12 protein-coding genes are annotated in these 13,065 nt (G+C 61.8%); 7 read left to right on the top strand and 5 right to left on the bottom strand.

The annotated features are described in order from the left end of the window. Positions 1 to 57 precede the first annotated feature (57 nt). Positions 58 to 507, top strand: coding sequence for a c-type cytochrome (locus tag QMK50_RS12105; RefSeq protein WP_095164453.1), 450 nt, complete (start codon positions 58 to 60; stop codon positions 505 to 507). A 79-nt stretch (positions 508 to 586) separates the two neighbouring features. On the opposite strand, the gene QMK50_RS12100 is transcribed toward QMK50_RS12105, so the two are convergent. From QMK50_RS12100 to QMK50_RS12085, 4 genes are all read right to left on the bottom strand, one after another. Next, the gene (locus tag QMK50_RS12100) at positions 587 to 982 is read right to left on the bottom strand and encodes a DUF1090 domain-containing protein (protein ID WP_320333184.1); all 396 of its coding nucleotides are present in this window, start codon (positions 980 to 982) and stop codon (positions 587 to 589) included. A gap of 93 nt (positions 983 to 1,075) precedes the next feature. Further along, positions 1,076 to 2,761 carry an NAD-dependent DNA ligase LigB gene (gene ligB / locus QMK50_RS12095; protein WP_320333183.1) on the bottom strand — a complete coding sequence of 562 codons (1,686 nt, stop codon included), beginning with the start codon at positions 2,759 to 2,761 and terminating at the stop codon, positions 1,076 to 1,078. 152 nt (positions 2,762 to 2,913) lie between these two features. Further along, complete coding sequence (gene metK, locus QMK50_RS12090; RefSeq protein ID WP_095164448.1) at positions 2,914 to 4,104, bottom strand: methionine adenosyltransferase; 1,191 nt, start codon at positions 4,102 to 4,104, stop codon at positions 2,914 to 2,916. 19 nt (positions 4,105 to 4,123) lie between these two features. Beyond that, complete coding sequence (locus QMK50_RS12085) at positions 4,124 to 5,119, bottom strand: ArsR/SmtB family transcription factor (RefSeq protein ID WP_159998353.1); 996 nt, start codon at positions 5,117 to 5,119, stop codon at positions 4,124 to 4,126. A gap of 273 nt (positions 5,120 to 5,392) precedes the next feature. On the opposite strand from QMK50_RS12085, the gene tkt reads away from it, so the two are divergent. From tkt to fba, 6 genes are all read left to right on the top strand, one after another. Further along, complete coding sequence (tkt, locus tag QMK50_RS12080) at positions 5,393 to 7,390, top strand: transketolase (protein WP_159998351.1); 1,998 nt, start codon at positions 5,393 to 5,395, stop codon at positions 7,388 to 7,390. A 151-nt stretch (positions 7,391 to 7,541) separates the two neighbouring features. After that, positions 7,542 to 8,597, top strand: a complete 1,056-nt coding sequence (epd, locus tag QMK50_RS12075) for an erythrose-4-phosphate dehydrogenase (RefSeq protein ID WP_095164432.1) — start codon at positions 7,542 to 7,544, stop codon at positions 8,595 to 8,597. A 25-nt stretch (positions 8,598 to 8,622) separates the two neighbouring features. Then, positions 8,623 to 9,786 carry a phosphoglycerate kinase gene (locus QMK50_RS12070; protein ID WP_095164430.1) on the top strand — a complete coding sequence of 388 codons (1,164 nt, stop codon included), beginning with the start codon at positions 8,623 to 8,625 and terminating at the stop codon, positions 9,784 to 9,786. A gap of 33 nt (positions 9,787 to 9,819) precedes the next feature. Beyond that, positions 9,820 to 10,041 (top strand): hypothetical protein, encoded by a 222-nt coding sequence (locus QMK50_RS12065; protein WP_320333182.1) that lies wholly within the window; start codon positions 9,820 to 9,822, stop codon positions 10,039 to 10,041. Between the two features lie 59 nt (positions 10,042 to 10,100). Then, a complete protein-coding gene (locus QMK50_RS12060) occupies positions 10,101 to 10,433 on the top strand; it encodes an MliC family protein (protein ID WP_320333181.1) in 333 nt (110 codons plus the stop codon). Positions 10,434 to 10,549: 116 nt separating this feature from the next. Next, positions 10,550 to 11,614, top strand: a complete 1,065-nt coding sequence (fba, locus tag QMK50_RS12055) for a class II fructose-bisphosphate aldolase (RefSeq protein WP_027617054.1) — start codon at positions 10,550 to 10,552, stop codon at positions 11,612 to 11,614. Between the two features lie 71 nt (positions 11,615 to 11,685). Here the strand turns inward: fba and alr are convergent, their stop codons facing one another. Further along, on the bottom strand, positions 11,686 to 12,915 hold the full coding sequence (alr, locus tag QMK50_RS12050; protein WP_159998347.1) for an alanine racemase: 1,230 nt from the start codon (positions 12,913 to 12,915) through the stop codon (positions 11,686 to 11,688). Positions 12,916 to 13,065 lie beyond the last annotated feature (150 nt).

The following is a 13,065-nucleotide window of genomic DNA, read 5'->3' as shown; positions in this document are numbered from 1 at the left end:
GGTCTTTGCGGATCAGGCGAGGATACTGGCCGCCGATTTCCGTGACCTTGAGCCACCATGACTCTTAAAAGAATTTCTGTTGTATTGCTGGCCTGCCTGACGCTGTCTGCCTGTGGCGGTGTCGATCCGAACTCGCCGCTGGGTCAGCGCAAGGCGATCTTCAAGCAAATGCTCAAGACCGGTGAAGACCTGGGCGGCATGTTGCGCGGACGCATACCGTTCGACGGTCCGCGTTTTGCCGAAGGTGCCGTCAAGCTGGATACCCTGTCCCGGGAACCGTGGAAGCATTTCCCCCAGGTTCGCGAGGAGGATCACAGCAGCGCCAAGGATGAGGTCTGGCAGAAACAGGCGCGCTTCCAGGAAATGGCCCGCACGCTGGAAGCGGCTACCGCTCAATTGGTGGTCGCCAGCCAGGTCCAGCCCTACAAGGCAAGCAACCTCGGCCCTGCGGTGCAGAAAGTCGAAGACGCGTGCAGTGCCTGTCATAAAGAGTTTCGCGACCACTGAGTGCGCTGACGTGTGCGGGAGCTGGCAAGCCGCAAGCGGGCGCCGCCAGCTCCTGCACAACCAGGATTAGGCGTTGTGCTTACTTATCCAACTCGTCCAGCGCTTCCTGCAATTCCTTGCGGGACTCGGCGAGTTTGTCTTTGCGTTTGTTGATCTTCTCCGGATCGCCCTTTTTCATCGCCTTGTCGAGGTCGGCCTGACGCTTGCTGACCTCGTGCTTGGCATCGAGCACCTTGCTTTCGCGTTCTTTTTTCAGGGAAGCATCGGTGCAGTTGGCGGTGACTTCGCTCAGGGCCTTTTCCAGGCCAGCCTGTTGCTCGGCATTACCGTGGGCCTTGGCCTGCTCGATCTGGGTGCTGATGGACTGGCGCTTGGCGGCGCAGCCGGTGAGTTCCGGGGCTTGTTCGGCCGCCATCAGGGGGGCAGCCAGGACGCTGCACAGGGTCAACAGGGCGAGCGGTAAAAGACGTTTCATGAAAGCTCCGTTTAACAGGTAAGCAAGTCGACGAGCAGATGGCCTGTTTGAGCGCATCGATACTCGTTGGGTTCAATGTTGCAGGTATCCCGGTCACTCAAAGCCATCGATACCGGCAGCCCGTAATTGTTCGCTCAAGGCCTGCACATGCGGGTCGCGAAAAAAGGCGCTTAACTGCGCCGCGCGGCCCGGGCCGATTGCACCTTCGGCTAACCATTGAGCGGTGTCTCGCTGTGCCAGCAACTGCCATGGACCTGCCAGACTGGCCGCGCCCGTGGGCGGAACCCCCAAGGCCTTGAGCCAGCGGGCGAATGGCTGCTGGCGGGCACGTTGCAGGCTCTCCAGCAAGCGTGCGCTGTTGCGCTCGCCGAAACCGTCAATGGTAGCAAGCTCTTGGGCATCGAGGGTCAACCAATCCAGTAACCCTTTGATACGGCCAGCCTTGACCAGCTTCTCCCAAGTGCCGGGGCCTACCTGCGCCAAGGCCAGGCCCTGCTTGCCACTGAGCCAGGTCAGGCGCGCCAGGAACTGGTTTTCACAACCGGGCGTCGGTTGCCAGCAACTCAGTGGATGAAAGTCTTCAGCGCGCGGCACCGGGACCTGGGCGCGTTCGGTGCTGCGCAGTACCACGCTGTCGAGTCGCGGGATGGTCAGGCCCGCCAGACTGATCGCGACATGATCGCCAGGGCGGATATCCAGGCGTTGCCAACGTTGCAGTGAACTGACGCTCACTCGTTTGATCTGCCGGTCATCGAGCGTAAAGGGCACAAGCTCCAGCACCGGGGTGATGCGTCCGGTGCGCCCGGTCTTGAAGTGCACCTTGCGGACCTCGGCCAGGGCCTGGGCGAAGGGGTATTTCCAGGCGATGGCCCAATAGGGCGACCTGGCTTGCCAGCGTTCGGCGGACGGTCGTTGTTGCTGGCGCAGGACGATGCCATCGGTGGCGAACGGTAGCGGTGTGCGATACCACTGCTCACGCCAGCGCTCGGCATCGGCAAAGGTCTGGATCGGTTGGCTGAAGGGCTGCGTGTCGTTGAATCCCAGGGCAGTCAGGGCTGCGGCACGGACCGGTAGCTCGACGGGGCCCTGGGGCCAGTCCCAGACAAACAGACCGATCCCGTCGGCCTCCTGGGGCTGCAGGGTCTTGCGGGCCATCAGCCCGGCCACGCTGCTGCGGGCATTGCGGCTGCCTGCCGTGGCCTGCACGTGATCGGTCAGGCGCCAATAGAGCTCGCCCTGCACCAGCAGGTCGATGGCTTTCGGCAATTGCTGGGGGACGGCGCTGAGCTTGCGGGCCTGGGCGGTCCAGTCCTGCCCCAGGATGCCGTCGCCCCGACTGATCGCCTGGGTCAGTCGGCCCTGCTGGTAAACCAGGGTCACGGCCACCCCGTCGACCTTGGGTTGCACCCAGACCTGCTGGCGTGAGGCTAGCCAGTCTTTGACGGCCTGGCCGTCGCTGAGTTTGTCCAGGCCGGTATGGGGCGTGGGGTGGGCCAGGGTGCCGCGAGCGGTCAGTAACGGATTGTCGGTTGCCGCGTGGGTATTGAAGCAGCTACGCCAGGCGCTGAGCCGGGCGCGGGACTGGTCATAGAGTTCATCCGCCACCGGTGACTGGCCCTGGCGGTGATAGCGCTCGTCCCAGCGCTGGAGCTGTTGCTGCAAGGCCTCGATTTCAGCCCCGGCACGCTCGGCCGGCCAATCGGGGCAGGGGCTGGCATTGGCCAGCAGGCAGACGCTGCCCAGGCAGAGGCCGAGCAACAGGGGGGAGCGAACCGGCATCGTGAGCGTCCTTGCTCGAGGGGGAGAAACTCAAGGCTAGATCAGGACCGAAGCGGGCGTTGCCAAGTGCTTTGCAGGGTGTGTCGCCGCCCCGAAAAAGCACAAGCCCCGCGCGGCGAACCGGGCGGGGCTTGTGTTGTAGCCCGTAGGGCTTACAGGCCGGCAGCAGCGCGCAAGGCGTCGGCGCGGTCGGTTTTTTCCCAGGTGAACGTGGTGAAGGTGTCTTCGCCCACGGTCTTGGTTTGCGGCGTGCGGCCGAAGTGGCCGTAGGCTGCGGTTTCCTGGTACATCGGGTGCAGCAGGTCGAGCATTTTGGTGATGGCGTATGGACGCAGGTCGAACACTTCGCGTACCAGTTTGACGATCTTGTCATCGCTGATCTTGCCGGTGCCGAAGGTGTTCAGCGAGATCGAGGTAGGCTGAGCGACGCCGATGGCGTAGGACACCTGAATCTCGCACCGCTCGGCCAGGCCGGCGGCCACGATGTTCTTGGCCACGTAGCGACCGGCGTAGGCAGCCGAACGGTCAACCTTCGATGGATCCTTGCCGGAGAACGCGCCGCCGCCGTGACGGGCCATGCCGCCATAGCTGTCGACGATGATCTTGCGGCCGGTCAGGCCGCAGTCGCCAACCGGGCCACCAATGATGAACTGGCCAGTCGGGTTGATGTGGAACTGGGTGTCCTTGCTCAGCAGTTCGGCCGGCAGTACGTGCTTGACGATCAGCTCCATCACGCCTTCGCGCAGGTCTTTGTACGACACGTCCGGGTTGTGCTGGGTCGACAGGACGACGGCGTCGATGCCGACGACCTTGCCGCCTTCGTAGCGGCAGGTAACCTGGGACTTGGCATCCGGGCGCAGCCACGGCAACAGCCCGGATTTACGGGCTTCGGCTTGCCTTTGTACAAGCTGGTGCGAGAAGGTGATCGGCGCTGGCATCAGCACTTCGGTTTCGTTGCTGGCGTAGCCGAACATCAGGCCCTGGTCGCCGGCGCCCTGGTCTTCTGGCTTGGCGCGGTCGACACCCTGGTTGATGTCGGGGGACTGCTTGCCGATGATGTTCATCACGCCGCAGGTTGCGCCGTCGAAACCGACGTCGGAGCTGGTGTAGCCGATGTCGGTGATGACGTCACGAACGATCTGCTCCAGGTCAACCCAGGCCGAGGTAGTGACTTCGCCGGCGATGATCGCCACGCCCGTTTTCACCAGAGTCTCGCACGCCACACGGGCGAACTTGTCTTCAGCAATGATTGCGTCCAGCACCGCATCAGAAATCTGGTCGGCGATTTTGTCCGGATGCCCTTCAGACACGGACTCGGAGGTGAAAAGGGAGTATTCGCTCATCTCGATGTTTTCCTGAAATTTACCGATGGTGAGTGTCGCCAGCCGGTCGCTGAAAATGGCGGACCTGGATCTGGAAACCATTACGTAAGCCTACATAGAGACTTTCCCCGGGAACGAGTCCCGCAGCGGTGGCCCAACGGGCCAGATCGTCCTGTTCAAACCCCAACCAAAGATCACCGCAGGCCTCCCTGGCCCAACTTTGGTTGTGACTGCATAAATCTGTCACGAGCAGGCTGCCGCCTGGTTGTAGCAAGCCAGCCATGTGCTTGAGCGCATCAGCCGGGGCGGCGAAATGGTGCAGGACCATATTCAGTACCACACAGTCGGCTGCCAGGCTCACGCCATTCAAGGCATCGGCCAGTTGCAGGCTGACGTTAGTCAACCTTTCCCGTTCACACACCTGGCGCGCCAGTTCGAGCATCGCCGGGCTGTTGTCGAGCGCCGTGACCTGACTGAAGCGCCGGGCCAGTTCCGGGAGAAAACTGCCATCCCCGGGGCCGACTTCAATCGCCGTGGCCATGTCACTGAAGCTGAGTTTGTCGAGCAGCGCCAGCACACTTTCGCGGTACTGCGGCAGGCCGGCAATCAAGTCTTGTTGGGCGCGAAACTTCTCCGCAACCCGTGAGAAAAAATCCTGGCTTGCGGCAGCCCTTTGCCCGTGAACCTGTGTGATGCGTGATTGCACGTCACTGGGCAGGGTCAGGTTGTCGACTTCTTCAAGCAGGGCCGCATGCAGCTTGCCGCCTGGCAATTCGGTGTGGGGCAGGGCGCGTCGATAAAAAATCGCATTGCCTTCACGGCGAGTCGCCACCAGGTCGGCCTGGGCCAGCACTTTGAGGTGGTGGCTCATGCCCGATTGGCCGGTGGCAAAGATCTGCGCCAGTTCCAGCACGCCAAACGAGTCATTGGCCAGGGCGCGCAATACATTCAGGCGCAAGGGATCGCCGCCGGCCTTGCACAGGGCCGCCAGCTCATCACAATCGTCAGGGCGAATGGAAGGCGCGCGTAGGTTCATAAGGCCGGCAGTCTAGTCACGCCTCGAAATCATCGCAAGTTCAATATCAAAAAGTTTTGATATTGCTCGATGGATGGCACTTCTTCCGCCGAACCTTACTCTACAAACCAGATGCGGAAAGGTTTCACCCAGGCAATGAGCATTTATCCACAGGAATAATGTGCCTGATCGACTATCTGTCATTGCCCCCGGGCTATCCGCTGAGGGAAAATGCTCGCCTTTTTTCCGTGCCGTTTTATTCACTCTCGATTCAAAAACCTCAGGAGAACAGCGATGCCCAGCCGTCGTGAGCGTGCCAACGCCATTCGTGCCCTCAGCATGGATGCCGTGCAAAAAGCCAACAGCGGCCATCCCGGTGCCCCTATGGGTATGGCGGATATCGCCGAAGTACTTTGGCGTGACTACCTCAAGCACAACCCGAGCAATCCATCGTTCGCCGACCGTGACCGCTTCGTGCTGTCCAACGGTCATGGCTCGATGTTGATCTACTCGCTGCTGCATCTGACTGGCTACGACCTGTCGATCGATGACCTGAAAAACTTCCGTCAACTGCACAGCCGTACCCCGGGCCACCCGGAGTTCGGTTACACCCCGGGCGTTGAAACCACCACTGGCCCGCTGGGTCAGGGCCTGGCCAACGCTGTGGGCTTCGCCCTGGCGGAAAAAGTCCTGGCGGCGCAGTTCAACCGTCCTGGGCACAACATTGTCGACCACCACACCTATGTGTTCCTGGGTGATGGCTGCATGATGGAAGGCATTTCCCACGAAGTCGCTTCCCTGGCCGGTACCCTGGGCCTGGGCAAGCTGATCGCCTTCTACGATGACAACGGCATCTCCATCGACGGCGAAGTCGAAGGCTGGTTCACCGACGACACGCCCAAGCGTTTCGAAGCCTACAACTGGCAGGTGATCCGCAACGTTGACGGTCACGACCCGGAAGAGATCAAGACCGCGATCGAGACTGCCCGCAAAAGCGAGCAGCCGACCCTGATCTGCTGCAAGACCACCATCGGCTTCGGTTCGCCGAACAAGCAAGGCAAGGAAGACTGCCACGGCGCCCCACTGGGTGACGCGGAAATCGCCCTGACCCGTGCGGCGCTGAAATGGAACCACGGTCCGTTCGAAATCCCGGCCGACATCTACGCCGAATGGGATGCCAAGGAAAGCGGCCGCGCCGTCGAATCCGAGTGGGATCAGCGGTTTGCTGCCTATTCTGCCGCGTTCCCGAGCGAAGCCAACGAACTGATCCGTCGCCTGAGCGGTGAGCTGCCGGCTGACTTCTCGGAAAAAGCCTCGGCCTACATCGCCGAAGTCGCTGCCAAGGGCGAAACCATCGCCAGCCGTAAAGCCAGCCAGAACGCCCTGAACGCGTTCGGCCCGCTGTTGCCGGAAGTGCTCGGCGGTTCGGCTGACCTGGCCGGTTCCAACCTGACCCTGTGGAAAGGTTGCAAGGGCGTCAGCGCTGAAGACGCCAGCGGCAACTACATGTACTACGGCGTGCGCGAGTTCGGCATGAGCGCCATCATGAACGGTGTTGCCCTGCACGGCGGCCTGGTGCCTTACGGCGCGACCTTCCTGATGTTCATGGAATACGCCCGCAATGCGGTACGCATGGCGGCGCTGATGAAAAAGCGTGTGATCCATGTCTACACCCACGACTCCATTGGCCTGGGCGAAGACGGTCCGACCCACCAGCCGGTCGAGCAACTGACCAGCCTGCGGACCACGCCAAACCTGGACACCTGGCGCCCATCCGACGCGGTCGAATCGGCCGTGGCCTGGAAGCATGCAATTGAGCGCAAGGACGGTCCTTCGGCGTTGGTCTTCTCGCGTCAGAACCTGCAACACCAGGTTCGTACCGACGCGCAGATCGCCGACATCAGCCGTGGCGGCTATGTGCTCAAGGACTGTGTCGGCGAGCCGGAACTGATCCTGATCTCCACCGGTTCCGAAGTGGGCCTGACCGTTCAGGCGTACGACAAACTGACCGAGCAGGGTCGCAAAGTGCGTGTGGTTTCCATGCCGTGCACCAGCGTCTTCGAAGCCCAGGACGCCGGCTACAAGCAATCGGTCCTGCCGTTGCAGGTCAGCGCCCGTATCGCCATCGAGGCGGCTCACGCCGACTACTGGTACAAGTACGTGGGCCTGGAAGGCCGCGTCATCGGCATGACCACCTACGGCGAGTCGGCGCCTGCGCCAGCCTTGTTCGAAGAGTTCGGCTTTACCCTGGAGAACATCCTGGGCCAGGCTGAAGAGCTGCTGGAAGACTGATCCAGAAAAGGTGTTGCCTGAGCCGGCGCCATCGCGGGCAAGCCCGCTCCCACAGGGATATACACCGTCCATGTGGGAGCGGGCTTGCCCGCGATAGCGGTCGGTCAGGCGACGCTGCATTAACGGATTCACCACGGTAATCGAGAACCCCATGCCTCAACCGCGTCCTTACAAAGTTGCACTCAACGGCTACGGCCGCATTGGTCGTTGCGTCTTGCGGGCGTTGTTCGAGCGAGGCTCGGCGGCTGGGTTTGAAATTGTCGCGATCAACGATCTGGCTGACATGGCCAGTATTGAATACCTGACACGCTTCGACTCCACCCACGGCCGGTTTCCCGGCGAAGTGAAGGTCGATGGCGATTGTCTGCATATTAATGGCGACTGCGTGAAGGTCCTGCGCAGTGCCACTCCCGAAGGCATCGATTGGGCGTCCCTGGGCGTCGATCTGGTGCTCGAATGTTCCGGTGCCTACAACACCCGCGCCGACGGCCAGCGGTTCCTCGACGCCGGCGCACCACGGGTGTTGTTCTCCCAGCCGATGGCCAGCGAGGCCGATGTCGACGCCACCATCGTCTTTGGTGTCAACCAGGACTGCCTGACCGGCGCTGAGCTGCTGGTGTCCAACGCGTCCTGCACCACCAACTGTGGTGTGCCGTTGCTGCGCCTGCTGGACCAGGCATTTGGCCTGGACTACGTGTCGATCACCACCATCCACTCGGCGATGAACGACCAGCCGGTGATCGATGCCTATCACCACGAGGACCTGCGCCGCACCCGCTCGGCATTCCAGTCGGTGATCCCGGTGTCCACTGGTCTGGCGCGTGGCATCGAACGCCTGTTGCCGGAACTTGCCGGGCGAATTCAGGCCAAAGCGGTACGGGTGCCGACGGTGAATGTGTCCTGCCTGGATATCACCATGCAGACGGTGACCGACACCGACGCCACCGAGGTCAACCGGCTCCTGCGCGAGGCCGCCACCAGCGGCCCGCTCAAGGGCTTGCTGGCGTACACCGAACTGCCTCACGCCAGTTGTGATTTTAACCATGACCCACATTCGGCGATTGTCGATGCCAGTCAGACCCGCGTCTCCGGCCCCCGGCTGGTGAACGTCCTGGCCTGGTTCGACAACGAATGGGGTTTTGCCAACCGAATGCTGGATGTTGCAGAACACTATCTGCAAACAGCTATCAAGAAACCTGCTCTCTAACCTGAGCTAACAGGAAGTGCGACCCATGACCGTGTTGAAGATGTCCGACCTCGATCTGCAAGGTAAGCGCGTATTGATCCGCGAAGACCTCAACGTCCCAGTCAAGGACGGTGTAGTCACCAGCGATGCGCGTATCCTGGCTTCGCTGCCGACCATCAAGCTGGCCCTGGAAAAAGGCGCGGCCGTGATGGTCTGCTCGCACCTGGGTCGTCCGACCGAAGGTGAATTCTCGGCCGAGAACAGCCTGGCACCGGTTGCGGCGTACCTGAGCAAGGCGCTGGGTCGTGACGTGCCGCTGGTGGCCGACTACCTGGGCGGCGTCGACGTCAAGGCCGGCGACATCGTGCTGTTTGAAAACGTGCGCTTCAACAAGGGCGAGAAAAAGAACGCCGACGAACTGGCCCAGCAGTACGCCGCCCTGTGCGACGTGTTCGTGATGGACGCCTTCGGCACCGCGCACCGTGCCGAGGGTTCGACCCACGGCGTGGCCAAGTTCGCCAAGGTGGCCGCAGCGGGTCCCCTGCTGGCTGCCGAGCTGGATGCACTGGGCAAGGCCCTGGGTGCCCCGGCCCAGCCAATGGCCGCCATCGTGGCCGGCTCCAAGGTCTCGACCAAGCTGGACGTGCTCAACAGCCTGAGCCAGATCTGCAACCAGTTGATCGTCGGCGGCGGCATCGCCAACACCTTCCTCGCAGCGGCGGGGCACCCGGTCGGCAAGTCCCTGTACGAGCCTGACCTGCTGGACACCGCGCGCGCCATCGCCGGCAAAGTCAGCGTGCCATTGCCGGTCGACGTGGTGGTTGCCAAGGAATTCGCCGAGAGCGCCACGGCCACCGTCAAGCTGATCGCTGATGTGGCTGAAGACGACATGATCCTGGACATCGGCCCACAGACTGCAGCGCATTTCGCTGAGCTGCTGAAGTCGTCGAAGACTATTCTGTGGAACGGTCCAGTGGGCGTGTTTGAATTCGATCAGTTCGGCAACGGTACCAAAGTGCTGGCCCAGGCCATCGCAGACAGCTCGGCGTTCTCCATCGCGGGCGGCGGCGATACCCTGGCGGCCATCGATAAATATGGCGTTGCCGAGCAAATCTCCTACATTTCTACCGGTGGCGGCGCATTCCTCGAATTCGTCGAAGGCAAGGTGCTGCCGGCCGTAGAAGTCCTGGAAAGCCGGGCCAAGGCCTGAGGCCGCCCGTTGACCAGGCAAAGGAGTGTTCACATGGTCAAGACGTTAGCGACGTTGATCGCCGCGGCGGTGCTGGCCGGCTGTGGGAGTAATCCCAAGGTCGCCAAGGACCCGGACACCGGCGCGCCCGACAAAGGCTGTTACCAGGCCGACTGGCAGGCGGAAACCAACCCGGTGCTCAACAAGCGTTCCGGGCCCGAGGGCCTGGATAAGTACGAGACGCACACTCCGGCCAAGGAACAGGGTTGTCCCTGACCGGTCTGATTCACTAACGCCCAGTGCGGTTGGCGTGTGCCGACCGCCGAGGAAGATGGATGAAAGGCTTGATCGCCGCGGTGTCCCTGGCAGTACTTGCCGGTTGCGCCAGTTTGAACCCGTTTGCATCAGCGCCGGCAGCGTCCGGCACGTGGACCGACTGGGTCTGTGACAGCCAGGCCCAGGTGCACTGGCGCTTCACCGATGCCACGCAGGACTCCGTGGAGGTGCGGCTGGGGGATGACCAGGTGCATCGCTTGAAGCTTGAGCCGGCCGGCAGTGGCACGTTGTACAGCGACGATCAACTGGCCTTTCACCTCAAAGGTGAGGAAGGCCTGGTGTACTGGGTTGCCACCAACGATTTGATCGGCCGTGGCTGCAAGGCCAAGTAACACACAGCGAATACACGCAGGTCGGCCTTACCCCCGATCAGCAATAACTTGAATAGCAGCCGCCGCTACGGCAGGCTTGCACGATTAACGACCCTAAACCGGGAGAGACACACACAATGGCACTTATCAGCATGCGCCAGATGCTGGACCACGCCGCCGAATTCGGCTACGGCGTTCCAGCTTTCAACGTAAACAACCTTGAGCAGATGCGCGCCATCATGGAAGCCGCTGACAAGACTGACTCCCCGGTGATCGTCCAGGCTTCGGCCGGCGCCCGTAAATACGCTGGCGCGCCATTCCTGCGGCACCTGATCCTGGCGGCGATCGAAGAGTTCCCGCATATCCCGGTGTGCATGCACCAGGACCACGGCACCAGCCCTGACGTCTGCCAGCGCTCGATCCAACTGGGCTTCAGCTCGGTCATGATGGACGGCTCCCTGGGTGAAGACGGCAAGACCCCGACCGACTACGACTACAACGTCCGTGTCACCCAGCAGACCGTAGCCCTGGCCCACGCCTGCGGCGTATCGGTAGAAGGCGAGCTGGGCTGCCTGGGTTCGCTGGAAACCGGCATGGCCGGTGAAGAAGACGGCATCGGCGCCGAAGGCGTGCTGGACCACAGCCAGATGCTGACCGACCCGGAAGAAGCAGCTGACTTCGTCAAGCGCACTCAGGTCGATGCCCTGGCCATCGCCATCGGCACCAGCCACGGCGCCTACAAGTTCACCAAGCCACCTACCGGTGACGTGCTGGCGATCGACCGCATCAAGGAAATCCACAAGCGCATCCCTAACACCCACCTGGTGATGCACGGTTCTTCCTCGGTTCCGCAAGAGTGGCTGGCGATCATCAACCAGTACGGCGGCGACATCAAAGAAACCTACGGCGTACCGGTTGAAGAAATTGTCGAAGGCATCAAGCACGGCGTGCGCAAGGTCAACATCGACACCGACCTGCGCCTGGCATCCACCGGTGCGATGCGTCGCCTGATGGCCACCAACCCGAGCGAGTTCGACCCGCGTAAATTCTTCGGCGCCACCGTGACCGCCATGCGTGACGTGTGCATCGCGCGTTACGAAGCCTTCGGTACTGCCGGCAACGCTTCGAAGATCAAGCCGATCTCCCTGGAAGCGATGTACCAGCGTTACCTCAAAGGTGAGCTGAACGCCAAGGTCAACTAAGCCTTAAGCGTTGTACCACCTGCATTGAAAAAACCCGCCGCAAGGCGGGTTTTTTTGTGCTCGGCGTTGGCTTATTTGTCGACCAGCAGTTTCGGGTTGGAGTTGCCCCACACCGTATACAGGTCGGCCAGCAGCGCGCCGTTGATGTCTTCGACTTCTGCCTGGGCAATCTCGGCGTTGCCCTGCTTGCCGAACAGCACCACCTCATCGCCGCCTTTGACGCTCGGTACGTCGGTAACGTCGACCATCAAGGTATTCATCGAGACTTTGCCGACGACCGGCACACGATGACCGTTGATCAGCACGATGCCTTTGTTGGTGAAGGCACGGCGGTAGCCGTCGGAGTAGCCCACGGTGATGTTGGCCAGCTTCGAGTCACGGGCCAGGGTGAAGGTGCGGTCGTAGCCGACCGTGTTGCCCTTGGGGTAGCTGTTGACCGAGGCGACGTGGGATTTGAACTGCATCACCCGGGTGTATTCGGTATGGGACGGCACGGTGTCGCCGAACAACGCGCCGCCGGGACGGACCATGTCCAGGTGTGACTCGGGCACTTCCAGGGTGGCGAAGGAGTTGGCCGCATGCAGGGTGATCTTGCTGCGGTCCAGTTGGGCCACGCTCATCAGCCATTTGGCTTGCTGGTTGAACGCTTTGAGGCCAGCACGCACGTCGGCGGCGTCTTCGACCGCGAAGTGGGTCATGATCGCCCGCACGTCGAGGTTCGGCACCTTGGTAATGGCGACTGCGTCACGGCGACCCTGGGCGGTGGTCATTTCCACGCCATTGCGGCTCATGCCGCTGGAGTTCAGGCCAATGTGCACCACTAGCGGGCGGCCATGCTGTTCGGCAATCAGGCTGGCTTTGACGGCGAAGTCGAGGTTACCCACCAACTCTTCGACGTTGTAGGGCAGGGCCGCTTCCAGCTCGCTCAGGGCGGCCGTGCGCACGCGGATAAGCTGGCCCTTGAAGCCGCTTTCACGCACCACACGGATTTCTTCGTTGCTGGCAACGCCGACACAGGGCACGCCCATGGCGATCACCGAGGGCATCAGCAGGCCAATGCCGTGGCCGTAGGCGTCCGCCTTGAGTACGGCGCAGATTTTTGATTTGTCGGCGAGGGTGGCCTGCAGGGCGCGAATGTTGTTTTCGAACGCGCTTTTGTTGATTTCGACCCAGGCGTTGCTGTCCTGGGCGTGGACCTGGGCCACCCCATCGACCATCGACAAAGGTGGCGCGGCGAAGACCGGGTTGTGCAACAAAACCATGCCCAGAGAGAGTGCGAGAAGGGAGCGAGTAAAGGGCATCGGGTGTGTCTCCATGACGTTCTTGTAGGGGGTGTGGTATTTACGCGGGGCAATACTCAGATTGTCCTACAGAAATGTCGACCCCCTCGACGCGGATCTGTCTGAAAGCGTCGTGGTGCTGCATCTGTCTCCCGTCACCTTGCTGATTCG

The organism is Pseudomonas sp. P5_152 (assembly GCF_033989915.1).
GTDB lineage: Bacteria > Pseudomonadota > Gammaproteobacteria > Pseudomonadales > Pseudomonadaceae > Aquipseudomonas.
This window is presented reverse-complemented; position numbering and strand designations above follow the sequence as displayed.

Excerpts from the sequence above, each read along its gene's own strand:
- alr (WP_159998347.1), bottom strand. The coding sequence starts at position 12,915 with ATGCCCTTTACTCGCTCCCTTCTCGCACTCTCTCTGGGCATGGTTTTG.
- QMK50_RS12060 (WP_320333181.1), top strand. The coding sequence starts at position 10,101 with ATGAAAGGCTTGATCGCCGCGGTGTCCCTGGCAGTACTTGCCGGTTGC.
- QMK50_RS12105 (WP_095164453.1), top strand. The coding sequence starts at position 58 with ATGACTCTTAAAAGAATTTCTGTTGTATTGCTGGCCTGCCTGACGCTG.
- fba (WP_027617054.1), top strand. The coding sequence starts at position 10,550 with ATGGCACTTATCAGCATGCGCCAGATGCTGGACCACGCCGCCGAATTC.
- QMK50_RS12065 (WP_320333182.1), top strand. The coding sequence starts at position 9,820 with ATGGTCAAGACGTTAGCGACGTTGATCGCCGCGGCGGTGCTGGCCGGC.
- epd (WP_095164432.1), top strand. The coding sequence starts at position 7,542 with ATGCCTCAACCGCGTCCTTACAAAGTTGCACTCAACGGCTACGGCCGC.
- QMK50_RS12085 (WP_159998353.1), bottom strand. The coding sequence starts at position 5,119 with ATGAACCTACGCGCGCCTTCCATTCGCCCTGACGATTGTGATGAGCTG.
- ligB (WP_320333183.1), bottom strand. The coding sequence starts at position 2,761 with ATGCCGGTTCGCTCCCCCCTGTTGCTCGGCCTCTGCCTGGGCAGCGTC.
- QMK50_RS12070 (WP_095164430.1), top strand. The coding sequence starts at position 8,623 with ATGACCGTGTTGAAGATGTCCGACCTCGATCTGCAAGGTAAGCGCGTA.
- metK (WP_095164448.1), bottom strand. The coding sequence starts at position 4,104 with ATGAGCGAATACTCCCTTTTCACCTCCGAGTCCGTGTCTGAAGGGCAT.
- tkt (WP_159998351.1), top strand. The coding sequence starts at position 5,393 with ATGCCCAGCCGTCGTGAGCGTGCCAACGCCATTCGTGCCCTCAGCATG.
- QMK50_RS12100 (WP_320333184.1), bottom strand. The coding sequence starts at position 982 with ATGAAACGTCTTTTACCGCTCGCCCTGTTGACCCTGTGCAGCGTCCTG.